Annotated in this window: 26 protein-coding genes; 13 read left to right on the forward strand and 13 right to left on the reverse strand. The window is 33.2% G+C overall.

Annotated elements, in window-relative coordinates; genetic code table 11:
- Window positions 1-11 precede the first annotated feature (11 nt).
- The 6 genes from UH7x_RS18975 to UH7x_RS19000 form a co-directional block, all read right to left on the reverse strand.
- The gene (locus UH7x_RS18975; protein WP_482361501.1) at window positions 12-896 is read right to left on the reverse strand and encodes a cbb3-type cytochrome c oxidase N-terminal domain-containing protein; all 885 of its coding nucleotides are present in this window, start codon (window positions 894-896) and stop codon (window positions 12-14) included.
- A gap of 43 nt (window positions 897-939) precedes the next feature.
- Window positions 940-1,107: a CcoQ/FixQ family Cbb3-type cytochrome c oxidase assembly chaperone gene (locus tag UH7x_RS18980; RefSeq protein ID WP_482361502.1), complete on the reverse strand. Its 168-nt coding sequence runs from the start codon at window positions 1,105-1,107 to the stop codon at window positions 940-942.
- A gap of 7 nt (window positions 1,108-1,114) precedes the next feature.
- Window positions 1,115-3,310 (reverse strand): cytochrome-c oxidase, cbb3-type subunit I, encoded by a 2,196-nt coding sequence (gene ccoN, locus UH7x_RS18985; protein ID WP_482361503.1) that lies wholly within the window; start codon window positions 3,308-3,310, stop codon window positions 1,115-1,117.
- Window positions 3,311-3,325: 15 nt separating this feature from the next.
- Window positions 3,326-3,517, reverse strand: coding sequence for a cbb3-type cytochrome oxidase assembly protein CcoS (gene ccoS / locus UH7x_RS18990; RefSeq protein ID WP_482361504.1), 192 nt, complete (start codon window positions 3,515-3,517; stop codon window positions 3,326-3,328).
- A gap of 209 nt (window positions 3,518-3,726) precedes the next feature.
- On the reverse strand, window positions 3,727-4,161 hold the full coding sequence (locus UH7x_RS18995) for a doxx family protein (protein WP_482361505.1): 435 nt from the start codon (window positions 4,159-4,161) through the stop codon (window positions 3,727-3,729).
- Between the two features lie 130 nt (window positions 4,162-4,291).
- Entirely contained in the window at window positions 4,292-6,688 is a 2,397-nt protein-coding gene (locus UH7x_RS19000; RefSeq protein WP_482361506.1) for a heavy metal translocating P-type ATPase, read from the reverse strand.
- A gap of 119 nt (window positions 6,689-6,807) precedes the next feature.
- Here UH7x_RS19000 and UH7x_RS19005 point away from each other — a divergent pair, with 119 nt between their 5' ends.
- The 10 genes from UH7x_RS19005 (at window position 6,808) to UH7x_RS19050 (ending at window position 17,575) form a co-directional block, all read left to right on the forward strand.
- Entirely contained in the window at window positions 6,808-7,497 is a 690-nt protein-coding gene (locus UH7x_RS19005) for a Crp/Fnr family transcriptional regulator (RefSeq protein WP_482361507.1), read from the forward strand.
- A gap of 185 nt (window positions 7,498-7,682) precedes the next feature.
- Window positions 7,683-9,605 (forward strand): alginate lyase family protein, encoded by a 1,923-nt coding sequence (locus UH7x_RS19010; protein WP_482361508.1) that lies wholly within the window; start codon window positions 7,683-7,685, stop codon window positions 9,603-9,605.
- A 135-nt stretch (window positions 9,606-9,740) separates the two neighbouring features.
- Window positions 9,741-10,292, forward strand: a complete 552-nt coding sequence (locus UH7x_RS19015; protein WP_482361509.1) for a TetR/AcrR family transcriptional regulator — start codon at window positions 9,741-9,743, stop codon at window positions 10,290-10,292.
- A 54-nt stretch (window positions 10,293-10,346) separates the two neighbouring features.
- Window positions 10,347-11,210, forward strand: a complete 864-nt coding sequence (locus UH7x_RS19020) for an SDR family oxidoreductase (protein ID WP_482361510.1) — start codon at window positions 10,347-10,349, stop codon at window positions 11,208-11,210.
- Window positions 11,211-11,397: 187 nt separating this feature from the next.
- Window positions 11,398-12,240, forward strand: a complete 843-nt coding sequence (locus UH7x_RS19025; RefSeq protein WP_482361511.1) for a universal stress protein — start codon at window positions 11,398-11,400, stop codon at window positions 12,238-12,240.
- Between the two features lie 25 nt (window positions 12,241-12,265).
- A complete protein-coding gene (locus UH7x_RS19030; protein ID WP_482361512.1) occupies window positions 12,266-13,273 on the forward strand; it encodes a glycosyltransferase in 1,008 nt (335 codons plus the stop codon).
- A gap of 95 nt (window positions 13,274-13,368) precedes the next feature.
- The gene (locus UH7x_RS19035) at window positions 13,369-15,297 is read left to right on the forward strand and encodes a BatA domain-containing protein (protein WP_482361513.1); all 1,929 of its coding nucleotides are present in this window, start codon (window positions 13,369-13,371) and stop codon (window positions 15,295-15,297) included.
- Complete coding sequence (locus UH7x_RS19040; RefSeq protein ID WP_482361514.1) at window positions 15,294-16,550, forward strand: dihydroorotase; 1,257 nt, start codon at window positions 15,294-15,296, stop codon at window positions 16,548-16,550. Before UH7x_RS19035 ends, UH7x_RS19040 begins: the two co-directional genes overlap by 4 nt.
- A gap of 26 nt (window positions 16,551-16,576) precedes the next feature.
- On the forward strand, window positions 16,577-16,900 hold the full coding sequence (locus tag UH7x_RS19045; RefSeq protein ID WP_482363631.1) for a hypothetical protein: 324 nt from the start codon (window positions 16,577-16,579) through the stop codon (window positions 16,898-16,900).
- Window positions 16,901-16,915: 15 nt separating this feature from the next.
- Window positions 16,916-17,575: an alpha/beta hydrolase gene (locus tag UH7x_RS19050; protein ID WP_482361515.1), complete on the forward strand. Its 660-nt coding sequence runs from the start codon at window positions 16,916-16,918 to the stop codon at window positions 17,573-17,575.
- On the opposite strand, the gene UH7x_RS19055 is transcribed toward UH7x_RS19050, so the two are convergent.
- Both UH7x_RS19055 and UH7x_RS19060 read right to left on the reverse strand, forming a co-directional pair.
- Window positions 17,572-18,066, reverse strand: coding sequence for a hydrolase (locus UH7x_RS19055; protein ID WP_482361516.1), 495 nt, complete (start codon window positions 18,064-18,066; stop codon window positions 17,572-17,574). The two genes, UH7x_RS19050 and UH7x_RS19055, sit on opposite strands and share 4 nt — an antisense overlap.
- Window positions 18,067-18,137: 71 nt before the next feature.
- The gene (locus UH7x_RS19060; RefSeq protein WP_482361517.1) at window positions 18,138-18,914 is read right to left on the reverse strand and encodes an MBL fold metallo-hydrolase; all 777 of its coding nucleotides are present in this window, start codon (window positions 18,912-18,914) and stop codon (window positions 18,138-18,140) included.
- A gap of 76 nt (window positions 18,915-18,990) precedes the next feature.
- On the opposite strand from UH7x_RS19060, the gene UH7x_RS19065 reads away from it, so the two are divergent.
- Complete coding sequence (locus UH7x_RS19065; RefSeq protein ID WP_482361518.1) at window positions 18,991-20,457, forward strand: TonB-dependent receptor; 1,467 nt, start codon at window positions 18,991-18,993, stop codon at window positions 20,455-20,457.
- A gap of 18 nt (window positions 20,458-20,475) precedes the next feature.
- Here UH7x_RS19065 and bcp read toward each other — a convergent pair whose 3' ends face one another.
- Window positions 20,476-20,934 (reverse strand): thioredoxin-dependent thiol peroxidase, encoded by a 459-nt coding sequence (bcp, locus tag UH7x_RS19070; protein ID WP_482361519.1) that lies wholly within the window; start codon window positions 20,932-20,934, stop codon window positions 20,476-20,478.
- A gap of 49 nt (window positions 20,935-20,983) precedes the next feature.
- Here bcp and UH7x_RS19075 point away from each other — a divergent pair, with 49 nt between their 5' ends.
- The gene (locus UH7x_RS19075) at window positions 20,984-21,643 is read left to right on the forward strand and encodes an endonuclease III domain-containing protein (protein WP_482361520.1); all 660 of its coding nucleotides are present in this window, start codon (window positions 20,984-20,986) and stop codon (window positions 21,641-21,643) included.
- A 49-nt stretch (window positions 21,644-21,692) separates the two neighbouring features.
- On the opposite strand, the gene UH7x_RS19080 is transcribed toward UH7x_RS19075, so the two are convergent.
- The 4 genes from UH7x_RS19080 to UH7x_RS19095 form a co-directional block, all read right to left on the reverse strand.
- The gene (locus tag UH7x_RS19080; RefSeq protein ID WP_172976324.1) at window positions 21,693-21,836 is read right to left on the reverse strand and encodes a hypothetical protein; all 144 of its coding nucleotides are present in this window, start codon (window positions 21,834-21,836) and stop codon (window positions 21,693-21,695) included.
- Window positions 21,837-21,910: 74 nt separating this feature from the next.
- The gene (locus tag UH7x_RS19085; RefSeq protein ID WP_153754829.1) at window positions 21,911-22,492 is read right to left on the reverse strand and encodes a sigma-70 family RNA polymerase sigma factor; all 582 of its coding nucleotides are present in this window, start codon (window positions 22,490-22,492) and stop codon (window positions 21,911-21,913) included.
- Window positions 22,493-22,906: 414 nt separating this feature from the next.
- Window positions 22,907-23,050 carry a hypothetical protein gene (locus tag UH7x_RS19090; protein WP_482361521.1) on the reverse strand — a complete coding sequence of 48 codons (144 nt, stop codon included), beginning with the start codon at window positions 23,048-23,050 and terminating at the stop codon, window positions 22,907-22,909.
- A gap of 73 nt (window positions 23,051-23,123) precedes the next feature.
- Window positions 23,124-23,708, reverse strand: coding sequence for an RNA polymerase sigma factor (locus UH7x_RS19095; RefSeq protein WP_482361522.1), 585 nt, complete (start codon window positions 23,706-23,708; stop codon window positions 23,124-23,126).
- A gap of 255 nt (window positions 23,709-23,963) precedes the next feature.
- Between UH7x_RS19095 and uvrA the strand changes: the two genes are divergently transcribed.
- Window positions 23,964-26,750: an excinuclease ABC subunit UvrA gene (gene uvrA / locus UH7x_RS19100; protein WP_482361523.1), complete on the forward strand. Its 2,787-nt coding sequence runs from the start codon at window positions 23,964-23,966 to the stop codon at window positions 26,748-26,750.
- Window positions 26,751-26,774 lie beyond the last annotated feature (24 nt).

The following is a 26,774-nucleotide window of genomic DNA, read 5'->3' on the forward strand; positions in this document are numbered from 1 at the left end:
CTTAGATTCTTTTACTCTACGGTCTCCTCCCATTTATCACCCTCTGGTGCTTTAGGGTTAGCTGGAGTTTTACCATTTATTTCAGCGAGAATATAACTTGATACTTGTGCTCTTTCTACAGGCTTTAATATCTGTTTCCAAGCCACCATACCTTTACCATCTCTACCACCTTCAGATACTGTATTAAATACATTTTTAATACCACCTCCCAAAATCCAATACTCATCAGTAAGGTTTGGCCCGATGCCACCACCACCATCTGCCATATGACATGCCACGCAATTTGCTGTAAAAATAGCTTTACCAGCAGAAAGGTCTCCTGCATCTGTCAACAACTCAACTGTATTAGCATCTACTAAATCTTTAGCAGTTAGTTTATAAGCTTCAATTTCAGCTCGTGCTTCAGCTACTTCTTGTTCAAACTCTTCAGCCTGCGTATAATCATGAAATATATGGAACCTAACTAAGTAAACAACAGCAAAAACAATTGTTGCGTAAAACATATATACCCACCATGGTGGAAGTGTATTATCTAGTTCACGAATACCGTCGTAGTTATGGTCTAGCGTAATATCTCCTTCTTTTTCAATTGGTTTCGAGCCCAAAAGTCTATTATAAGTATTCTTTCCCCATGTCCATTCCCAATTAGACGATTTAGCTTCAAGATATCGCTTTTGAGCAGCTTCATCTAAGGTTCTAAACATCACCGATTCTATTGCTTGAACGATAATCTCAATGGCAACCAATATGAGTAATACCAATACGAAAAACCAAAGCAATATCGGGTATTCTATAAATGCTGGTTTATCACCAGAATCAATAAAATATTCTGTTATTCCGATTATTATAAAGAAAATAACGGGGACACGAATCCACCAAACTGAACTATTTTTCATGTGTACTTATTTACGGTCGGTTAATAGTGTTTTACTTAATTGATTAATCTTCTAAGGGTAATTCACTTACCTCTTTAATATGCGCTTTTGATGCTGTAAATACCCACCAAAAAAGGATAGCAAAAAAGATAAAGAAAATTAATAGTGATATCATTGGGTACGTTGCCACACCATCTATAGTTTCTAAATGTCCTTTAATAAATTTCAACATAACTTAATTATTTTGCTGCTGTTTCTGATGCATCTTTAATTTTAATATCTGTACCTAGACGTTGCAGGTAAGAAATCAATGCAACTATCTCACGATCTCTCATTTGCACAAATTCTTCGTTATTTTCTTTAGCATACGCCTTATCAGCTTCATAGCTCTTTGCAAAATCTGGATCTGTATAAAGATTCTTTTCAATCTTCGCTGCTTGCTCATCCATTGACTGCTTTGCATTCGCCACATCTTCTTCGGTATATGGAACACCTAAAGTTTGCATTGTTCTCATTTTTGTTTGAATATTACTTCGGTCATGTTCATTTCTAACCAACCATTGATACGCTGGCATTATCGAACCAGAAGATGTACTCTGTGGGTCATACATGTGATTTAGATGCCAATTATCGGAATACTTACCACCTACTCTAAGTAAATCTGGACCCGTTCTTTTACTACCCCAAAGGAATGGGTGATCGTATACAAATTCACCAGCTTTCGCATATTCACCGTAACGTTCTACCTCACTTCTAAACGGACGAACCATTTGTGAGTGACAGCCAACACAACCCTCTCTTATATAAAGGTCTCTTCCTTCTAATTCTAAAGGTGTGTATGGTTTAACACTAGTAATTGTAGGTATGTTTGATTTTACCATTATGGTAGGTACAATCTGAACGACACCCCCAATTAAAATTGCAACTGTTGCTAGTATTGTTAATTGAACTGGCTTGCGCTCTAACCAAGTGTGGAAAGTTTCTCCAGATGTTCTTCTTTTTGAAACTTTAGATAAAGCAGATGCTTCCACCAATTCATCTTCAACAGCCTCACCAGAGCGAATTGTTTGTATAACATTATACAACATTACAAATGCACCTAGTATATACATACTACCACCTATAGCACGCATCCAGTACATTGGCATAATTTCATTTACAGTCTCTAAAAAGTTACCGTATACCAATGTTCCGTCTGGGTTAAAATCTTTCCACATTAAGGCTTGCGTAAAGCCCGCAACGTACATAGGAAGTGTATATAAAATAATCCCTAAGGTTCCAATCCAGAAATGCGTATTAGCCAAACCTACGGAGTATAGTTTTGTTTTGGTCATTCTAGGAATTAACCAATAAATCATACCAAAAGTTAAGAACCCATTCCAAGCTAAAGCACCAACGTGTACGTGCGCAATAATCCAGTCACTAAAGTGTGCTATGGCATTTACATTTTTTAATGAAAGTAATGGGCCTTCAAAAGTTGCCATACCATAACCGGTAATTGCTACAACCATAAATTTTAAGGTCGGATCTGTACGAACTTTATCCCATGCTCCTCTCAGCGTTAATAGTCCGTTTATCATACCCCCCCAAGAAGGTGCAATTAACATTACTGAAAAAGCGACCCCTAAATTCTGAGCCCAATCGGGTAATGAAGAATATAATAAGTGGTGTGGACCAGCCCAGATATATATAAAAATTAAAGACCAAAAGTGAACTATAGAAAGACGATATGAATATACAGGTCTGTTCGCTGCCTTAGGAACAAAGTAATACATCAATCCTAAGAACGGAGTGGTTAAGAAAAATGCTACGGCATTATGTCCATACCACCATTGTACCAAGGCATCTTGTACACCAGCATATACCGAGTAACTTTTAAAAGCACTTACCGGGAGTTCTAAACTATTAAAAATATGCAACACAGCAATTGTAACAAACGTGGCTAAATAAAACCAAATTGCAACGTACATATGGCGTTGTCTTCTCTTTATAATTGTTCCAATTAAGTTCCAACCAAAAACTACCCAAATAACCGCAATCGCAATATCTATAGGCCATTCTAATTCTGCATATTCCTTGGAGGTTGAATACCCGAGTGGTAAAGTAATAGCTGCTGCAACAATGATTAATTGCCAACCCCAGAAATTGATTTTACTTAAAACGTCGTTAAACATTCTTGCCTTTAATAGGCGTTGCGTAGAATAATAAACACCAGCAAAAATTGCATTACCAACAAATGCAAAAATAACTGCATTGGTATGCAAGGGTCTTAGCCTACCGAAGCTTAACCACGAGATACCATCGGTAACATTCGGAAAAAGAAACATGAAAGCAAGCAATAAACCTACTGACATACCTACAATGCCCCAAAAAATAGTGGCGTAGAGGAAATTTCTTACGACTTTGTTATCATAATAAAACTGCTGTACTTCCATAATCAATATTAATGTTTAGTTGGATTTTTTAATTTCGGTCTTATTTTTTTGGGAAGGTGCTTTTACGACTTCGTCTTCAAAAAGCATTCTAACAGAAGGTGTATAAGAATCATCGTATTGCCCCTTACGCACTGCGTATAAAAAAGCAGCAAAAAAAACAAGAGCAACCACAATACTTATGGCTAACAATATATAAATAGCACTCATACCTACTTACCTGAATTATTTTGTAAAAATATATAGTGATGATTTCAATTAATATGACATATATCAGGTTTTGAATAATTATTCCAAAACTTCTTTAAATATATTAGAATAAAATGAATTTATAAAATTCATAACACTTACATTTTTAAATTATTAGAATTTAAATCACTCAGTTTTAACATTGTAAATAAAACCCACAAAATTAATTATTAGGCCTTTCTTGAATTCTGATAAATAGAAATTAATGCAGCAACAATAATCAAATTTTTTATAATATATTGACCTAATAATGTTGGTGCAAACGGACTATAAGTAAACGAAGCTTCATTTAAAATTAATAATGAAGTAAATGTACATGCCATATGGGCTAAGGTCACTACTATTGTTTGTTTGCGGTAAATATCTAGTAGTAAAAAAATTCCTATGCCTACTTCCAATAATGCCAAGAGTATTAAAGCTGTTTCTCGAGGAATGATTCCCATTGTTAAAATACCAATGGTATCTTTTGCAATTTCTTCTGCTGGACTAGCTTTATTAAAGAACTTTAGTCCCCCAAACCATAAGTATACGATTCCTATTGAAATCTGGAGTAATGAAATTTTCTTGAAATGAGAAATTAAGGAATTGGTGTTATCAGTAGGCATTTAACTTAAAAACTAATTTAGTATCTATTATTTACAAACCTAACTTTTTAAACTCTTAAGATGGCGATTTTAACAAAGAACTTATGGTTTTTATTCACTATTTTATTCTTTCTTTCAATTAATTAAAAGACTATTTTAAATCTTTATCTAAAAGGTTAGTCATTACCGTTGTGAATACCACAATACTAATAGAGCTTAAAGGCATTAGAATAGCTGCAATAACTGGCTCTAATTGTCCGGTAACGGCAAAATAAAGTCCCACAACATTATAAATTAGCGAAAGCACAAAGCTCCATTTAATTATTTTAATTCCCTTTCTAGCGACACTTACAAATTTTGGTAATTGCTGAAACTTAGATGCATCCAAAATACCATCACATGCAGGTGAAAAAACATTTACGTTCTCTGAGATAGCAATCCCTACTTCAGCTTGTGCGAGAGCACCAGCATCATTTAAACCATCGCCAACCATAAGAACCTTTTTTCCCTGGTCTTGTAACGACTTTATAAAATTCAATTTATTTTCTGGTTTCTGATTAAAATACAGTGGAGTTAATTTTGGTAATAATTGCTCTAAACGTTGTTTTTCTCCTTCATTATCACCTGAAAGAATTGCCAATTGCATTGATTCTGACAATCTCTCGAACACTTCAGAAATGCCTTTACGGTATTCGTTATGAAATACATATTTGCCTTTGTACATATCATTACTACTAACATGAACAGCGGTATTTAATATATCATTAGTGCTTTTATCACCAACAAAATCAGCAGATCCAGCTTTTATAAACTCCCCATCTAAACTACCTGCTACACCTTTACCCAAATGTTCTTCGTACTCATCTAGACTAACAATATTTTGTTCGGCCAAGAGATTATACAAGGACCTACTTAATGGATGGTTAGATGCACGCAAAGTGTTTTTTAGTAAAGCTTCCTCTTCCAGTGTTAATGGCATTCCCTCATAAGTCGCCGTACTTTTTTTTGATGTTGTAATCGTTCCTGTTTTATCGAAAATTGCGGTATTAATTTGTGCTAACTGCTCGATAGTTTGAGTGTTTTTGAGATACAATTTTTTACGTCCAAAAATCCGCAATAAATTACCTAAAGTAAAGGGGGCCGCTAATGCAATAGCACAAGGGCAAGCAATAATGAGCACAGCGGTAAAAACGTTCATTGCTTTACTTGGATCATAAAACAACCAAAAACCTGTAGCTACAAAAGCTATGGTTAAGACAGCAATGGTAAACCTTTTACCAATACTATCGGTTAGTGTTTGAAATTTACTGGTTTTATCATTCTGAAAAATCGAATTACTCCATAGTTGTGTTAAGTAACTCTGCGAAACGGACTTTAAAGCCTCCATTTCTATAGCACCTTGTAATTGTTTTCCTCCAGCAAAAATTTTATCGCCTGAAACTTTTTCAACTGGTTCAGATTCACCAGTGACAAAACTATAATCAATACGTGCTTTACCGTTGATTAAAATACCATCAACCGGAATTAATTCTTCATTACGTATTAATAAACGATTACCTTTTTTAATATCATGTACTTGTGTGCTTTCTTCTTTACCTTCTTTCGTTATTCTTGTAACCGCTATTGGAAAATACGATTTGTAATCACGTTCAAATGACAAGAATGAATAGGTTTTTTGCTGGAAGAATTTACCCAATAGGAGAAAAAAGACCAATCCCGTTAATGAATCAAAAAAACCACTGCCCCAATCAAAAATAATTTCCAAAGTACTTCTTAAAAATAGCACCGAAATACCTAATGCAATGGGAACATCTATATTCAAAATCTTACTTCGTAACCCTTTAAATGCCGAAATAAAATAATCTTTTCCGGCATAGAACACCACGGGTAAAGAAAAAGTAAACATTAGCCAACGAAATACATTTTGATATTGATTTAACCAAAATTCACCTCCAGAATTTTCACTAGAAGACAAATCAAAATAATCTGGAAATGAAAGAAACATCACATTACCAAAGGCAAAACCAGCTACGCCTAATTTATAAATTAGACTTCGATCTGTAGTTTTCTCCTCTTTATCAAAATCATTTAAAGAAATATAAGGCTCATAACCTATTCTTGCTAGCAAATTCACCAATTGCTTCAAGGAGAAATCCTTGCTATTAAATGTGATTCTTACTGTCTTTTTAGGGAAATCAACTTGAGCGGCATTTACATAGGGGTTCAATTTATTAAGATTCTCAAGCACCCAAATACAAGAACTACAATGAATATGTGGTACATAAAGATTAACTATTTGAATAGTACCATCATTAAATTCTGTAAGCTTTTCAACAATTTTTACGTTGTCTAAGAAATCATACTTTCCTTCAACCAAATTTGGTGTAGCACCTGCCGCTGCCTGTATATCGTAGAAATTACATAAATCGTTACTTGCAAAAATCTCATAAACGGTCTTACAACCATTGCAGCAAAATTCTTTTTCATCGAATTTTATACCAGAACTTCCGCAAGCGTCACCACAATGATAACATTTATTTTCAGCCATATTCACATTTACTTATACCCAGTACAAATTTCAATTAACATGCATAAAATTTACATGACATTTGTCAGTTTTTGAAATATCTTCGAATACTACCTTCGCCGTTGAATAAAAGTATATACATGGAAACGAGATGCGAGAGTTGTATAGTTAGACAATATAATTCATTAAGAGCACTTAGTAAAGATGAACTGAAAGAAGTATCTAATTCTAAGGTTTTGAAATCAGTTAAAAAAGGTGAATCTCTTTTTGAAGAAGGCGAAAAACTTGATGGCGTATATTGTGTTCGCGATGGAGTATCAAAACTCTCTAAACTTAGTGCCAATGGCAAAGAACATATTGTTAAATTAGCAAGTAATGGAGTTATAATGGGCCAACGCTCGGTAATTGCGGACGAAACAACACATTTACGCGCCGTAGCAATTAATGACATGACCGTTTGTTTTATTCCAAAAAACACCATAATTAATACTTTAAACACCAATCCAAATTTTGCAGTTGAAGTTTTACGTCATATGGCTCACGATTTAAAAGAAGCCGACAATGTAATCGTAAATATGTCTCAAAAAACGGTAAAGCAGCGTCTTGGAGAAGCCTTTTTATATCTTAAAAAGAGTTATGGTGAAGATAAAGATGGGTTTCTAACCCTCACCCTTTCTCGTGACGAATACGCTAATATCGTTGGCACCGCATCTGAATCTTGCATTCGAATTATTTCAGAATTTAAGAAAAAAGGACTTATTAAAACCGCTGGTAAGAAAATTGGTATATCAGATGAAAAAGGACTTTTAGATTTGATTGCCGGGTTTTAAATACATTTTTTATCTTAGCAACTACTCCTTTTCTTCTTCACAAAAATGAGTAGAACTTAGTACGATTTTCTTAAATTAGAATTTTATTAAATATGGTTGAATTAAGCCATGTTTTGTCTATTCATAGAAATTTACATGCAAACCATAATTAGGATGTCCTGTACTTTATAAGAACCAAATATTAAATGAAAATCTTCCTCAAGAATAAAGCCTATTTATTATTAATTTTACTTCTTAGCATTTCTTCAAAAGCATTTTGTCAATCGAGTTCTTCAGATTTAGGTACAACACTGCTTCTAAATCGATTAAAAAGCGAAATATTAGATTCTTCGCACTTGAAAAAGAATAGTTTAACTAACAAAGAATTACTAAAATTCTATAGAAATCGAACTACTGTAAAGCATCGTACAGATAATAAAATATTAGCTTCCATTTCTGATAAAGACTTAAAATATGCCAACGATGCATTGGAACATATTTTTGTAGGACAACCTGCATACCCAGCTCATTTCTGTGGTGATGATATCAATTGGAACTCGCGACCAGTACCAGACAAAGAATGGGTTTGGCAACTTAATAGAATGTACTTCTGGAATTCCATGAAGCGAGTTTATGCTCATACCAATGATGAACGATATGCTAAAGCATGGTGCGAACAAATAGTAGACTGGATTGAAAAAAATCCTAATGATAAAGAACATAATTACGCTTGGAGGTCTATTGAAGTAGGGATAAGAGGTAATAGTTGGTCTGGCCAATTCTATCAATTTTTACATTCCGAACATTTTACTCCAGAAGTTCTCGTCTCATTTATGAATAGCTGCTTTGATCATGCCGAATATTTAATGACAACATATAGTTCTGGAAGTAATTGGGCCTTAATGGAAGCTGAAGGATTAGCTACAATAGCATTTACTTTTCCCGAATTTAAACAAGCAGAAAAATGGAAAGCTGAAGCAATACGCAGATATAATATTGAAATAGACAAACAAGTGTATCCTGATGGACAGCAAAAGGAATTAGCAATGGGTTATCACATTGGTAGTATTCAATGGTTTTATCGAACTTTTGAATTGGCTATGTTAAATGGAGAAGAAAGCCTTTTTTCTGAATCCTATATAAAGAAGCTTGAAAAAATGAGTGAAATTCCAATGAAACTATGTTTGCCCGATGGTACAAACGCTCAATTTGGAGATTCTTGGGCTGGTGAACCAGGACAGTATTCACAACGGTTTAAGGAATGGTCCAAACTTTATAATCGAAACGATTTTTTATATTTATCCAGTAATGGAGAACAAGGAGAGGCACCAAAAAAAACTTCATTTGCTTTAGAAGATAGTGGCTTATATTCTATGCGGAGTGATTGGACAAATGAAGCCATTTGTCTTGTTTTAAAAAATGGTCCAGATGCCGGTTATCACACTCAGCCCGATAACGGCACATTTACACTTTATGCTGGTGGGCGTACCTTAATGCCCGATTCTGGCAGTTATATTTATAGCGGTGATCCGAAATGGCGCAAATGGTTTCGACAGACAAAAGTACACCAAACACTTACCTTAAACGGAGAAGACGCTGCGTATAAACCAAAACTTATAAAATGGAAGTCTAACGATAACTTGGACATTCTAGTGATTGAAAATTACAGCTACACAGGTTTAAAGCATCGTCGTTCCGTTATTTTTATTGATAAATCATATTTTATTATAGTTGATGAAGCCATTGGAAAAGCAATTGGCGATGTGGATATCCACTTTCAACTTGCACCAGGTGAAGCCATATACGACCATAAAAAATTATCGGTACAATCTAATTTCAAAGATGGATGGAACATTTTTGTCAGAACTAACCAACAAAGTAATCTAGACCTTATTGAAGAAGAAGGTTGGGTCTCATTTATATATACAAAAAAAGAACCTCGCCCTGCATTTAAGTATCATATAAAAAAGGTAAAAGAAAAGGTCATTAAATTTATAACAGTCGTTGCTCCCTACAAAAAGGAAATACCAAACATTAACGTTCAGTTAATTGAAAATAAGTTAGTCTCGAATAGTTTTAATTTATTAGTAAATGAGAATGGAGTTGAAAGCGTTATAAGCCTAGAGTAAAACTAAAATTAATTTTAATGATTTTGCATTCTTATAGAAGGTATCCACTACAATACCATAGACGTAATAACAAGGATTAAATAATTTTTTAAATTATATTGGAATAATCATTCCAATATAATTTATATTTGCATTGTGAATAAAAAAGATATCATTCTAAAGTCAGCTTTAGAACTTCTTACCGAAAAAGGAGTGCATAATACACCAATGTCTGCTATTGCAAAAGCAGCAGGTACAGGTATGGGCACTATTTATAATTATTTTCCAAATAAGGAAGTTCTAATTAATGAAATATACGTTGCTATAAAAAAACAAGAAGAAAAACTCTATAGTAATTATTCAAATGAGAATCCGATAAAAACTCAATTTGAAAGCTACTATACAATTACATGTGAATTTTTTATCGACAACCCTCTGTATTTCAACTTTATGGAGCAAATGAAAGCATCGCCAATAATATCTGAAACTAGTCGTGAAGTAGGTATAGAAGCTGTCGATGCAGTCTTCCAATTAATTAAAAAAGGAAAAGAAGAACGAATTTTTAAGAATGTAGAATCGCACGAAATAATGCAATTCTTAGGAGGTTCAGTTATATCGTATGTTAGTTGGTATTTAAATAAAGATCACAAAACACAAACAACATTATCAAACCAATTACAAATGGTTTGGGACGCAATTAAAGAATAAAATTTTTATTAATATTTTGGAATGAATGTTCAATCCAAATCAAATAACACAATTATGAATAAAAACATATTAATTACTGGTACTTCTACCGGAGTAGGTTTAGAAAGTGCAATTTTATTTGCAAAAAATGGCTTCAAAGTGTATGCTACAATGAGGAACTTAGCAAAAGCTACCGCTTTAGAGGAACGAATTGCAAAAGATAATTTAGACATACAAATATTACAACTCGATGTTTCTAATACTGATTCAATCGAGAATGCAGTAAATCATATACTAAAAGAGGATGGTAGAATAGATATTTTATTAAATAATGCTGGGGCTGGTTTCGCAAAAACCTTAGAACAATCATCGCAAACAGAAATTGATTGGGTCACCGACGTAAATTATACCGGTGTTGTACGAACAACTAAAGCTGTACTACCTTCAATGCGTGAAAACAGAGCTGGTCATATTATTAATATAACATCAGTTGGTGGACTTGTTGGACAACCATTTAATGAACTTTATTGCGGTGCTAAGTTTGCTGTTGAAGGATTCACTGAGGCGCTTGCGACTTATGTTTCAGCTCCTTTCAATATTAACTTCTCATTAGTAGAACCGGGTGGTATAGCCACTGAATTCATGAATAATGCTGTGTTAAAAACAATCAACGGCAAAGGTGAAATGGCAACTGGAGAATATGCTCCAATTTTCAATAAATACATCAACGGTGCCCAGAATCGCTCCGAGGGTGAAGGCCCAACTATTTATCAAACAGGTGCTGAAGTTGCAGCTGTTGTTTTAGAAATAGCAATATCTAAGAACCCTCCGTTACGAGTGCGCACATCTGAATGGGCTGAAAATTTATGTGCCCTAAAAACCAATGCTGACCCAGACGGAAAAAAATTGGTTAGTGAGGTAATAGAATATTTTCTGTAACCAATCGGATTTAAAATTTTATGAAAAGTTTCTGGAAACAATTGCCTTGTCCTTATTGAAAGTCGTTTAAAAACATTTTTGATAATTAAAAATAAAGTCAATTTCAATTTCTATAAACTGACATTTGTCATAGAATTAGTAAAGGGCAGGCAATACATTTACAAGGTGGTTTTGAAAAGAGTTATCAATGAAAAATGTATTGCTGCCTACTGATTTTTCTGAAAACGCCTTAAATGCGGCGAAATATGCAACACAACTTTTTGACAATGAGGAATGCAAATTTTATTTCTTAAATGCATATACACCTTCAATAGTACACAGTCGATTTTTAGCGGAAACAAAAGGTAAAACGCTGGTTTCCGAAAATGAAAGTAAATTATCCAAGCAGGGCTTACAAAAAGCTCTTAAACAAATAAAAAAACTAAATTCTAATAAACTTCATAATTATGAAGCCATTTCTTCTTTTGACTTCTTAACTCAAAAAATTATAGAGACGGTTGAATCGGAGAAAATAGATATTATAGTTTCTGGAACAAAAGGTGCATCAGGATATAAAGAAGTTTTTCTAGGCACGAATACCGTACGCATGATTAAAACGGTAAAAAATATACCAATTATTGCGGTTCCAGAAGTGCATGAGTTTCAAAAATTGAAGCATATTGCTTTTCCAACGGATTTCAAACACCATTTTAGCGCAGAAATATTACAACCTTTATTGAGTTTAGCGAAGAAATTTAATTCTGAAATTCACATTTTACATATAAACGAATCCAATAAATCGGATAGATTTCAGGAGTCCAACAAATTCACACTTATGGAATATATGGCACCCGTTAAACATCAAGTGCACTTTGTACCTCATTATTCCGCTAAGACAAACGTAATCGCTAACTTTTTAAACGAATTAAATATTAACATGCTGACTTTGGTATATAATGAACGGAACTTTTTGGACCAATTAATGCGTGAACCTGTTGTTACCAATATTGCATATCATTGTAAAATACCATTACTAGTTCTTCCGAATTAGATTGTATTTTCAGTAATTTGGCTAAATGCAAAACCCACTAGTAAGCATTTTAATGCCCGTTAAGAATACCGAGATTTTTTTAGAAGATTGTCTTCTTTCTATAGTGAATCAAACGTACAATAATTGGCAACTACTAGCGGTAAATGACCATTCTACGGACTCTAGTAAAATAATACTTCAGAAATTTGCTGCTAAAGATTCAAGAATTCAGGTCTTTGAGAATGATGAAAACGGAATTATTACTGCTTTGCGAAAGGCATATTCTAAAAGCAATGGCGAACTAATTACCCGTATGGATTCGGATGATTTAATGACTACGGACAAATTAAGAGTGATGGTTGATTCACTTTTAATAAATGGTAAAAGGCATGTAGCACTGGCGCAAGTAAAATATTTTTCGGCTTCTGGTATAAGTGATGGCTATGCACGTTATGAAAAATGGTTAAACTCCTTAACAGCAATCGGTAAAAACTATACAGAAATCTATAAAGAATGTGTTATCCCCTCCCCTTGTTGGATGGTTTTTAAAGAGGATTTTGACTTATGCAAAGCGTTTGCTCCAGATACCTATCCAGAAGATTATGACCTAGCCTTTCGATTTTATGAGAATAATATAAAATGCATTCCAAGTCAACAAATACTGCATCATTGGCGTGATTATGATTATCGAACTTCGCGAACTAGTGCACATTATGCCCAAAATTATTTCCTAGACATTAAACTTCATTATTTCTTAAAGTTGGAATATGAAAAAAACATACCATTGGCCATTTGGGGTGCTGGCAATAAAGGCAAAACAATAGCCAAGAAATTAAAAGAGTTAGGTATACAATTTAACTGGTACTGCGACAATCCAAAGAAGATAGGTAAAGTGATATATGGTACAACTATGCACCATTTCTCAAAATTGAGTGAAATAAATAATTGGCAGTGTATAATAACCGTTGCTAATCCTCATGAACAAAAAACAATACATAACTATTTTATAGGATTAGAGAAATTACCTATGGTTGATTATTTCTTCTTTTGTTAGTGTTTACTGTAATGAATAAAAAATCTCGAACTTCCTTGGCTTTGTCTTGATGGCACTCAACCAATTTAGCTATATTTGCGTAATCAAAATAGGCAATGCAGTTTAAACATCCAGAATTACTTTGGGCCCTACTTTTACTACTGATTCCTATTTTTATTCATCTATTTCAACTCCGTAGATTTAAAAAAACACCTTTTACCAATGTAGCATTGCTTCAAAAAGTAGTTTCTAAATCTCGCCGTAGTAGTACCGTAAAGAAATGGCTACTCCTTTTTACGAGAATGATGCTATTAGCAGGTATGGTAATAGCTTTTGCACAACCTTTTTTTGCTAAAAAAAATGCCCTAAAAAGCAAAGAAACCACAATTTACATAGATAATTCTTTTAGTATGCAAGCCAAAGCTGGCAGTGCTACTTTGCTTCAGAATGCAGTGCAAGAATTAATTCAAAATATACCTAAGAACAGTCATTTCAATTTATTTACGAATACTAAAGAATTTAGAAATAGTACTATTGATGAAATTCAAAACGAACTATTAAGTCTAGACTATTGTGCAAAACAATTATCTCTTAGAGAAATTCAATTAAAAGGTGAAACTTTCTTTAGCACTGAAAATGATACTCAAAAGGAGTTTATTTATATTTCTGATTTTCAAAATCGATTAGCCCCTATTCTATCTGATTCTGTAGCAAAAACTGAAAACCATTTTGTACAAGTATTACCAGATATAGCCTCCAATATTGCAATAGACTCCGTTTATATAAGTAAAGAAAATGCACAAGGAACTGAAGTTGAAGTATTAATTTCGGGCAACTCTGAAAGTAATAGCATTCCTATATCCTTATATAACGATGAGCAATTAATAGCAAAAACAGCAGTTGAAATTGATACTAATGGTGCAGGAAAAGTAAACTTTTCAATACCACATAATGAGGTTTTAAATGGCAGACTGTATATAACTGATAATGGCTTAGCTTATGATAACACACTATATTTTAACATTAATAAAAGAGAAAAAATAAAGGTATTAGCGATTAATGCCACCTCCGCAGATGACAACTTTTTACAACGAATTTTCAGTAAAGAAGAATTTGATTTTAATTCTAATACGACTAAAACTTTAAATTTTAGTGAGATAGAATCTCAGAATCTAATTGTATTAAACGAATTAAAGAATATTAATACGGCATTACAAACGAGTCTTAAATCATTTAAATCTAATGGTGGTAGTATATTAATAATTCCTGCCAATGATATTGAAATTGAGGCTTACAATCAATTTTTAGTAGGACTATCCAACACTACAATCTTACAACCGATTACTAATGAAATTAAAATAACCGATATCAATTTATCGGATCCACTATTCAAAAATGTATTCGAGAAAAAGGTTGCTAATTTTCAATATCCAATGGTTAAGAAGTATAATAGAATAAAGACTTCTGTACCAGCGATATTATCGTTTCAAGATAAAAGTCCCTTTTTCATTGGCTCTCGAGGCACCTATTTATTTACAGCGGCGCTTTCAAGTGAAAATTCAAATTTCAAAAATTCCCCATTGATTGTTCCTACGCTATATAATGTCGGTTTAAAAAGTTTAGAATCCTCGCAACTCTATGCAATAATAGGCAACGCAAATTCTGTAGACCTAGCTATTACACTGGCCAAAGATGATATTTTAAGAATGAAAAAAGATGCATATGAATTTATTCCTCAGCAGCAATCTTTTAATAATAAGGTTAGCCTTAAGTTTATTGAAAACCCTATAGAGGCCGGTATTTATTCGATATCAGATAATCAGAAAATATATCAGAATTTAAGTTTTAATTACCCAAGAGATGAAAGTGACCTTACATATGCTAACCTCTCTGGTATTAAGGAAACTAACAAATCAAGCTCAATAAGTAATTTATTTGATACTTTACAAAAAGACAGTAGCATCACCGAGCTTTGGAAATGGTTTGTTATTTTAGCTCTGTTATTTTTATTATTTGAGATTTTTATTCAAAAATTCTTTCGATGAATATACTTTTAAAATCAGCCAAAATTATTGATGCGGGTAACAAAAACCTGCATTTGAAGAAAAAGGATATTTGGATTAAGAATGGTAAGATTGAAAAGATTGCCGATAAGGTTGTGCCTAATGCACAAACGAAAGTCATTGAAAATAAAAATTTACATGTTTCAGCAGGCTGGTTAGATACTGGTGTAAGTTTTGGCGAACCTGGTTATGAAGACCGAGAAACTATAGAAAACGGACTTTTAACCGCAGCCAAAAGCGGATTTACAGATATTGTTTTAAATCCGGATACGTATCCTGTACCAGATAGCAGCTCTGATATTATTTTTTTAAAAAATGCTGCAAAAGATAGTGCAACTTCATTGCATCCTTTGGGCGCATTAACTGTAAAATCTGAAAATATAGATTTAGCTGAGCTCTTTGATATGAAGAAATCTGGCGCTGTTGGCTTTTACGATTATAAGAAACCTATTCGTAATTCTAACCTATTAAAAATAGCATTACAATATGCTCAAAATTTCGATGGATTAGTTTTTTCATATCCTCTAGATAACAACATTGCGGGTAAAGGTATTGTAAACGAGGGGCCGGTTTCTACCAAATTAGGATTAAAAGGAATGCCAGCAATGGCAGAAGAATTACAAATAGCAAGAGATTTATTCGTTTTGCAATATACTGGCGGAAAACTTCACATACCTACAATTTCTACAGCTAATTCTGTAAAGTTAATTGCAGAGGCCAAGAAGAAAAAATTAAATGTAACCTGCAGCGTAGCCATACACAATCTTGTTTTTACAGATGACAAGCTCGAATCTTTTGATAGCAAATACAAAGTAAGACCACCATTACGTGAAAAAGCAGACATAAAGGCCTTAATAAGTGGTTTAAAGACAGGCACAATAGATTATGTAACAACAGACCACAGGCCCATTAATATAGAATATAAAGAACTAGAGTTCGATAATGCATCCTATGGGACTATTGGTCTAGAAAGTGCTTTTGGTATATTAAACAAACTCTTTGACACAGAAATGGCTGCTGCATTATTAACCAAAGGAAGAAACCGTTTTAATATACAGGAAGTAGAAATAAAAGAAGGTGCCGATGCTTGTTTAACATTTTTTGACCCAACAAATACCTCTCAATTTAATCTAGCGAATATTTATTCTAGGTCTAAGAATAGTATGTTTATTGACGAAGAATTAAAAGGTAAAGTTATCGGCATAGTTACGAAGAACCATTTCCAAATAAATTAAATTATCAATTTGATTAATGTAGTATGATGGAAGAAGAGATTGAAGGAAAAACAACTGCAGTTATAGCTTATTTTACTCTACTTGGCTCCCTTATAGCAATGAGTATGAATTGGGAACCAAAGCACGATTTTGCTCGATTTCATATTCGACAAGCCTTTGGTCTTCACCTTGTTTTCTTAGGATTTGCTCTTTTTCTAAGTCAATGGTTTAATGAATATGCTTGGTATGGTTTATACATATTCTATTTAGTTTTATGGTTTTATGGTTTCTTAGGAGCTTTAAATAACAAAAAACAAGCTGTACCTATTTTAGGACCATATTTTCAAAAATGGTTTACTTTTATTAGCTAATACAAACTACCCCGAATGCAACCCAAAGAATTATCTCTAAAACATCTTATTCGTCCGTCGAAAGAAATTAATGAAAAAACCCCTTTGCTTATTATGTTACATGGTTATGGTAGCAATGAGGAAGACCTATTTTCATTTGCAGAAGAATTACCGGATAATATTTTTATCATTTCTGCTCGCGCGCCCTACCCTCTTGAGCCTTACGGCTATGCATGGTATGCAATACACTTTGATAATTTAAATGGAAAATGGAGCGATGATGACCAAGCGATAGAATCGCGTGAAAAAATAGGAGATTTTATTGATGAGGCTTGCACTGCTTATGGTTTAAATTCCAATAATGTTACACTCTTAGGGTTCAGTCAAGGTACAATATTAAGTTATGCTGTAGCTTTATCTTATCCTGAGAAGGTAAAAAATGTAATTGGTTTAAGTGGATATATAAATGTTGATATTCTAGCCGATGGTTACGCGGAAAAAGACCATTCACAACTAAGGGTTTATGCTTCACATGGACAGGTCGACCAAGTAATTCCACCCGAGTGGGCTCAACGAATTCCCGACTTCTTAAAGAATTTACAAATTGAACATGTTTATGAAGAATTTCCTGTAGGTCACGGTGTTGCACCTCAGAATTTCTATTCGTTTAAAAAGTGGCTGTTAGAAAAAATTTAGTTACTACGCGTATACAACAAATGGTCAACTAAAGTAAAGTCAACTCCTAAATCATCTTTTAGTTCATACTTTACTATAAGTTCACCCCAGTATTTTCCATCTGAAAAATCACAGACAATCCATTTATGATTTAGAATTTTGATTTTATTTATCTTAAAATCACTTTCCATACCCTCATAGGGTATCAAAGGGTTATCACCCTTTTTTTCATTTGTTTCTAATAATTTATCGGCAATGTATCTTGCTGGATCTTCAATGTTTAAATGGTCATAATATGCAAGAGCATCGTCATTATTCTCTAAGGAGAAATATTGCATGTCCAAAACCTTTAAATGAAGGTTTTGAATTGAATCTTGCAGGCTTACATTTTCTTCTTGTAATCGAACAATTTTGGCTTCTCCAAACGTTTGCATGTTTTTATTACTAACCACTAAGTACAAACAAATTAAAGCAGCAAAAACAAACAGGTAAAGGAATAAGCTCTTTTTCATAATTATCTTATTTAATATTTAAACGTTCTCTGTAGCTAATAAACGGCAGAGTGAAGTATATATTTTTGAGATTAAACATTTATTGTAAGTCCGTCGAAAGCCAAATGAACATTTTTGGGCAACTCTTTTTCAACGGTCTCATGAAATCCCAGCATATGACTAATATGTGTAAAATAGGCGACGTCTGGTTCTACTTTTTCAACAAACTCTAAAGCTTCTTCTAAATTAAGATGTGAATGATGCGGCTCTATACGTAAAGCATTTACTACTAACACTTTCGATCCTTTTATTTTTTCCAATTCCACTTCATCAATACGCTTAATATCGGTTAGATAAGTAAAACCGTCAACCTTAAACCCAAACACGCGCAATCTATTGTGCCAAGCTTCTATTACTGATATTTTCTTACCCTTAAGGTTTAAAATACTATCCGACTCAATTCGGTTTACTTGTACCGCTGGCGCACCAGGGTATCGATTTTCATCGGCAAAAATATAATCGAAACGTTTTTTCAATGAATTAATCACTTCTTGGTTAGCATATACTGGAATATCACCCTGCTTAAAAAAATACGGTCGAATATCATCTAAACCGGCAGTATGATCAGAATGTTCATGCGTGAATAGAATACCATCCAAGTTTTGCACATTGTGGCGAAGCATCTGTTGTCTAAAATCTGGGCCACAATCTATTACATAATTATAATCATCCCATGATAGTAATACCGACGAACGCAATCGTTTGTCTTTTAAATCGTTACTAAAACATACGGGGTCCTTACTACCAATCATAGGGATTCCATGAGAGGTTCCAGTACCAAGAAAAGTGATTTTTAGGCTATCTTTCATTAATTTCAAATTTATAACATATTTACCTAAAATATTTTTTGAACTTCTTAACTTTGTAAAACACAAAATATAGCTAATGGCCACAGTGCGTAAAAGAGATACAGCGTTTGAAAACATACCATCAATCAAAGCGAAAACCCTTCGCATAAATCTCAACCCTGATATATACGGAACTTTTGCCGAAATTGGTGCTGGCCAAGAAACAGCTAGACATTTCTTTAGATCTGGTGGTGCATCTGGTACAATTGCTAAAGCAATGAGTGCATATGATAAAGATTTTAGCGATGCTATTTACGGTATAGAAAAAGATGGGCGTTATGTGAGTCAACCACGTTTAAAGCGCATGTTGTCTCATGAAATGAATTTAATGGAAGAACGAATCACGAGGGATAAACACCCAGAAAGATTATTCTTTTCATATGCAAATACCGTTGCAACAATTGATTTTTCGAAACGATATAAGGGCCATGGTTGGCAAGGAATTCGATTTCAATTAGATCCTGATCAAAAAGAATTTGATGAAATAATCATGCACGTGCGTTTTAAACAAAATGAAGCAAGATTACAGCAAGAAACCCTCGGAATACTTGGCGTTAACCTTATTTACGGTGCATTTTACAAGCATCATAAGCCTGTTAAATTAATAAAATATCTATATGACCATATTGATAAAGATACAGTTGAAATTGATATGGTTAATTTTTCTGGTCCTAATTTCAAAAATGTAGACAATAGATTAATCAGTTTACAATTGATAAGAAACGATATGACCGATGCGGTTATGTTTGGCCCTGATGGTAACAATCTATTACCTGCATCTGTTCTATACAAAAAGAATATTCTTGCCTTACGCGGGAGTTTTAGACCTGTAACTAAGGTTAATGAGGATATGTTGAATAAATCGTACGACATATTTGTTAGGAACCAAACTGTAGATGTAGACAATAGTATAGTAATTTTTGAAATTACTTTATCGAATTTGAAAGCTTCGGGAGAAATTGACGAACGTGACTTTTTTGATAGAGCTGAATTGCTTTGTTCTCTAGGGCATACGGTAATGATATCAAAATTTCAGGAGTATTATAAACTTGTAGAATACTTTAATAATTACACTAAAAAGCATATTGGCCTCACAATGGGTGTCAATAATTTGGTCGATATATTTGATGAAAAATACTATCGCGACTTAAGCGGTGGTATATTAGAGGCTTTTGGTAAACTCTTTTTCAAAGATTTACAGGTGTACTTATATCCAATGAAAAATGCTGAAACTGGTCAAATTATGACCAGTAATAATGTAAAGGTTCACCCGAGAATGAAAGAGCTTTATAAGTTCTTTAAGTACAATGGTAAAGTGATGGATATTATTGATTATGATCCAGAAATTATGCATATTTTCTCAAGAGATGTTCTCAAGAAAATAATCAACAATGAAGAAGGTTGGGAAGACATGTTACCAGAAGGTATTCCTGAAGTCATTAAAGAAAAACAGCTTTTTACCAAACAATTAAAATCTGATAAAAAAGTAAAAACGAAAAAGTAGTTATACTACTTTTTCGTTTTAGTTTTCTTCTAAAATTTGGGCAGCATGGTCTTTGGCTTTTACTTTATCAATTACTTTTGCTACAACACCGTTTTCATCAATTACAAAGGTTTTTCTATGAATACCATCGTAAATTCTACCCATGAATTTCTTTTCACCCCAAACACCGAAAATATTAAGTAAGGTATGGTCTTCATCAGCCAATAATGGATATGGGAAACTATATTTATCTCTAAAATTAGATTGTCTTTTCTGAGAATCAGCGCTAACACCTAATATAGAGTAACCTGCATCTAATAGTAATTTATAATTATCTCTTAGATTACAAGCTTCTACTGTACACGTTGGAGTATTTGCTTTTGGATAGAAAAAAACAATTAATTTTTTTCCTTTATAATCTGCAAATTTAACTGTGTTTCCATCTTGATCCACACTTGTAAAATCTGCTACCTTATCTCCTACTTTCAAAGTATTCATAGTCTATTTTTAATTAATTTCGTAAAACCCGATACGAAACTAATCAAAAATGACTAAAGCCGAAAAAGTAAATTTTACAATACAAAAATTACAAGAATTATATCCTGAAATTCCAGTTCCACTTGATCATAAAGACCCTTATACCCTATTAATTGCGGTACTAATGTCTGCACAAAGTACAGATGTACGCGTAAATAAAATAACTCCATTATTATTTGAAAGAGCTGATAATCCGTATGATATGGTAAAATTATCGGTAGAAGAAATTCGTGAAATAATAAAACCTGTAGGCTTATCGCCTATGAAATCTAAAGGTATCTATGGCTTATCTAAAATGCTAATTGAAAAATATAATGGTATAGTTCCAAAAGAAATTGAACTTTTAGAAGAGTTTCCGGCCGTAGGCCATAAAACTGCTAGTGTCGTGGTTTCACAAGCATTTGGCATTCCAGCTTTTCCTGTAGACACGCACATTCATAGATTAATGTATCGTTGGGGTTTTACAAATGGAAAAAATGTAGTGCAAACAGAAAAGGATGCTAAAAGACTATTTCCTAGAGAACTATGGAATGATTTACATTTACAAATTATATGGTATGGTAGAGATTATTCACCTGCTAGAGGTTGGAACTTAGAAAAGGATATTATTACAAAAACAATTGGCAGAAAAACTGTTTTAGATAAGTATTATAAAACAAAAAAGACCTAAAAGGTCTTTTTGAAAATTATGTTCAGAATAAAAACTTTAAAACAGTTTTTTAATTTAAGCTTCCTTCAAATGAGAATTCCGCATGCTTAATAATATGCAAAGATTTAGAAAAGTTCATCAGAAACTGAATAGTTTCCGGTGCAGCCTTGGTTAACCCTCGTCTTTTTGGATATTCTGAGTAAATTTTTTCCATATCGATTATATCTAGTTATGTATTAATAACGACACCGATATGGAAATATTGTTTATTATGTAATTTTGTAAATTCTAATTAGTCAAAACTATATTGTGCTTGTCAATGATTTTACGAAGGTTTATAAGTGCATAGCGCATTCTACCAAGTGCAGTATTTATGCTAACTCCAGTATTTTCAGAGATTTCTTTAAAACTCATATCTTTATAGATACGCATTAAAAGTACTTCTCTTTGATCGTCTGGTAATTCATCAATTAAATATCTTAAATCAGTATTTATTTGATCTTTTATTATTTGCTTTTCGGCATTTAACTTGTCATCACCAATTACCGAGAATATGTTGAAATCATCACTGCCTTCAAACATTGGCATTCTCTTGTTTTTTCTAAAGTGATCGATAATTAAGTTATGAGCAATTCTCATAACCCATGGTAAAAATTTACCTTCTTCACTATAAGTACCTTTTTTTAAGGTTTTTATTACTTTGATAAAAGTATCTTGAAAAATATCTTCGGTAATATCTCTATCTAAAACCTTTGAGTAAATAAAGCTTGAGATACGTTGGTTGTGTCTGTTAATTAATACTTCAAGTGATTTTTCATCTCCTGAGATATAATCTCTTACTAGTACTGAGTCTTCAATTTGCAAGTTCATACAGATTGTATTTTTGGTTAAGATTAGAGCTTTCGACTGAGAAAGCTTTTTTTTAAGTTATTAGTTTAATTATTGAAACAATTTTTATTATTATGAATCGTTTCATTTCTTAATTATGACCTAAAACTAGATAAAAGGGGGTGTCTGGAAAAAACATTGTTGTAAAACGACCACTTTTTGATGTGAAACGCTAGTTTTACAATTATCAGGCATATTTCAACGGAATTTTGAAGCACCATTTTGTCAGAAAATACAACAGAACATCTCGTTAAATAAGTGGTTCTGAACCAATAGAAGTAATACGACCCAATAGTCAACATTAGCTTAAGTCCTATATAGCCGAAAACCTTTAGACAAAAAAAATCCTCAAACTTATAATAAAGCCTGAGGATTCTAACCTATATAAAATCGTTTCTAGTTCAAATTGCTTTCAAACTTGTGACCGTCAACTTCGGTAATGTTTAGAGATTTTGAGTAGTTCAGCAGAAATTGAATGGTCTCTGGTTTCGCTTCTACTACTTTATTTCTTTTCCTTTTGTTCGAGTATAATTTTTTCATATCGCTTTTGTCTTGTTATATAAGGATAACGAAGCAAGAGGCAATATAATAATTCTAATCGACCTGATGTAGATTAATTCGTCAAAACTATATCATGCTCCTCAATAATTTTTCTGAGGTTAATAAGAGCATAGCGCATTCTACCTAAAGCAGTATTAATACTAACACCTGTATTCTCCGATATCTCTTTGAAACTCATATCTTTAAATATCCGCATATTCAATACTTCTTGTTGGTCTTCTGGCAATTCATCAATTAAAACTCCTAAATCAAGATTAATCTGATCTTTTATCAATTGTCCTTCAGCATTCAGGCGTTCATCGCTAATGATAGAGAATACATCAAAATTGCTAGTTCCTTCAAAGTAAGGCATTCTACTACTTTTTCTAAAGTAATCGATAATAAGGTTATGCGCAATACGCATTACCCAAGGTAAAAATTTACCTTCTTCATTATACGTACCTCTTTTAAGGGTACGAATTACTTTTATGAAAGTGTCTTGAAAAATATCTTCTGTAATCTCTCTATCACCAACCTTTGAATAAATAAAACTACTAAGTCTTTGGTTATGACGATTAATTAAAGTATTCAAAGCACGCTCGTTGCCTTGAGAATAAAGTCTAATAAGTTCGGAATCGTTAAATAAGTGTGTATCCATTGCAATTACTTTTTCAGGGTTAAAACTAGAATAATCAGTTACCATTGATGCTTCAATGGTCGTTTAGGTTGATCTCTACGTTTTAAAAAAGTAATTTTATGCTATAGGCACTATTTGTGTGAGTGAAAGCCAAAGATAGAAAAAATAATATAGTATTAACAAATTTAACAAGTAGTAAGTTACAATTATATTCGTGTTTGCCTATGTTCGCTATTGATTGACACATATTGTATCTTTGCGACCACATTCACGCTAATGACTGCAATTAAAGACATAGACCCCAAAAAAAACATCATAATTAAAGGTGCAAAACTGCATAATTTAAAAAATATAGATGTTGTAATTCCAAGAAACAAATTAGTAGTAATTACTGGTTTATCTGGCTCAGGTAAGTCAAGTTTGGCCTTTGACACCCTTTATGCGGAGGGTCAACGACGTTATGTAGAAAGCCTTTCATCGTATGCTAGACAATTTTTAGGCAAGTTAGATAAGCCTAAAGTTGATTATATTAAAGGAATAGCTCCAGCAATTGCTATTGAGCAAAAAGTAAATTCTACCAACCCGCGTTCTACAGTAGGAACAACTACTGAAATTTATGATTACTTAAAATTATTATATGCTCGAATTGGTAAAACTTTTTCTCCTATTTCTGGTAAAGAAGTCAAAAAACACACTGTAAGTGATGTAATAGACCATATTAAAAAATATAAAGAGGGAACAAAATTATTGCTCCTCGCTCCTATTACAGTAGATAAAAAAAGAGACCCCATAAAGTCGCTTCAAATTTTTGCCAAGCAAGGTTATGCACGTATTAAATATAATGATGAAGTAATTAGAATTGATAAAGCGCCTGATACTATTGGACGTAAATTTCATTTGGTTGTAGATCGCATTATTTACAAAGAAGATGAAGATTTCTTCAATCGCCTTGCTAATGCTATAGATACTGCCTTCTTTGAAGGTAACGGAGAATGTATTATTGAAGAGCTTGAAACTGGAAAACAAGCGTCATTTAGTAATAATTTTGAGCTCGATGGCATGTCTTTCCTAGAACCCAATGTACATTTATTCAGTTTTAATAACCCGTATGGAGCATGCCCTAAATGTGAAGGGTATGGCGATGTTATTGGCATAGACCAAGATTTAGTAGTTCCTAATACAGCTTTGTCAGTATATGAAAATGCTATTTTTCCTTGGCGAGGCGAAAGTATGGGTGCTTACCGAGACCAATTGGTGAATTCTGCATATAAATTCGATTTTCCAATTCATAAACCATGGTTTGAATTATCAGATGAACATAAAATTCTAGTTTGGGAAGGAAATGCACATTTTACTGGCTTGAATAAATTCTTCGGAATGCTAGAAGAAAAGAGTTATAAAATACAGAATAGAGTTATGCTCTCCCGCTATCGCGGTAAAACACGATGCAATAGCTGTAATGGAAAGCGATTAAGAAAAGAAACGGATTACATTAAGGTAAGTGAAAAATCAATATCAGATTTAGTTGAATTACCTATTGAAGATTTAGTTCGTTTTTTTCAAAACATGGCGTTAAACGAACATGATGAACAAATAGCCAAAAGATTATTAAAGGAGATAAATACACGTTTAGGGTTTTTAACCAAAGTAGGATTAAGTTATTTAACCTTAAATAGAAAATCTAATTCACTTTCAGGCGGTGAGAGTCAGCGTATAAACCTGGCAACTTCATTAGGAAGTAGCTTAGTAGGAAGCATGTACATATTAGATGAACCTAGTATAGGACTACATCCTAAAGACACAGAAAACCTCATTGAAGTACTTTTATCATTACGTGATTTAGGTAATACTGTCATAGTAGTTGAGCATGATGAAGATATTATGAAAGCTGCCGACGAAGTAATTGACATAGGCCCAGAGGCAGGCACTCATGGTGGTGAAGTAGTAGCTTTTGGTCCTTTAAGTGAAATACTTAAATCTAATTCATTAACTGCCAGCTATTTAAATGGAACTAAAGAGATTGAAGTTCCTGCAAAAAGAAGACAAATAAAGAATTCTATTACAATTATTGGTGCAAGAGAAAATAATCTCAAAAATATTGATGTTGCTTTTCCACTAAACATGTTAACCGTGGTTACTGGGGTTTCGGGTAGTGGCAAAAGTACCCTCGTAAAGAAGTTATTGTATCCTATTGTTTTAAAAGAAATTGGTAGTTACGGTGAAAAAGCTGGACAATATACCAAGGCAGAAGGAGATTTTAATACTTTAAAAACCGTTGAATTTGTAGACCAAAATCCAATTGGCAGATCATCAAGGTCGAATCCGGTTACCTATATAAAGGCATATGATGATATTCGAAGTCTCTTTGCTGCTCAAAAACTCAGTAAAATAAGAGCATATCAGGCGAAGCACTTTTCTTTTAATGTAGATGGCGGTCGCTGCGAGAAATGCAAAGGCGAAGGTGAAATTACAGTAGAAATGCAGTTTATGGCTGATGTTCATTTAGAATGTGAGACATGTAAAGGGAAGCGATTTAAAAAGGAAGTATTAGAAGTTCAATTTGAAAATGCATCTATAGATGATGTATTAAATATGACAATTGATAATGCAATTGCATTTTTCGACACCCATGAACAAAAGAAAATCACCAATAAACTTAGACCCTTACAAGAAGTCGGCTTAGGATATGTAACCTTAGGGCAATCATCTTCTACTTTGTCCGGTGGTGAAGCACAACGCATTAAGTTGGCATCCTTTTTAGTAAAAGGTAATACAAAAGACAAATCACTCTTTATTTTTGACGAACCCACTACTGGACTCCATTTTCACGACATCAAAAAATTACTAAAATCTTTCGAAGCACTTATAGCTAGAGGACATTCAGTAATTGTTATTGAGCATAATATTGAGCTCATTAAATGTGCAGATTACATAATAGACCTTGGTTTAGAAGGCGGCACAAAAGGTGGTCAGCTTATAGCACAAGGCACCCCTGAGGCTATTGCAAAAAGTAAAACTTCACTCACTGCTAAATATCTTAAAGAGAAACTTCAGCGATCATAGCATTTAAATATTCCCGATTGTTTA

Source organism: Aurantibacter sp. UH7 (assembly GCF_056839165.1).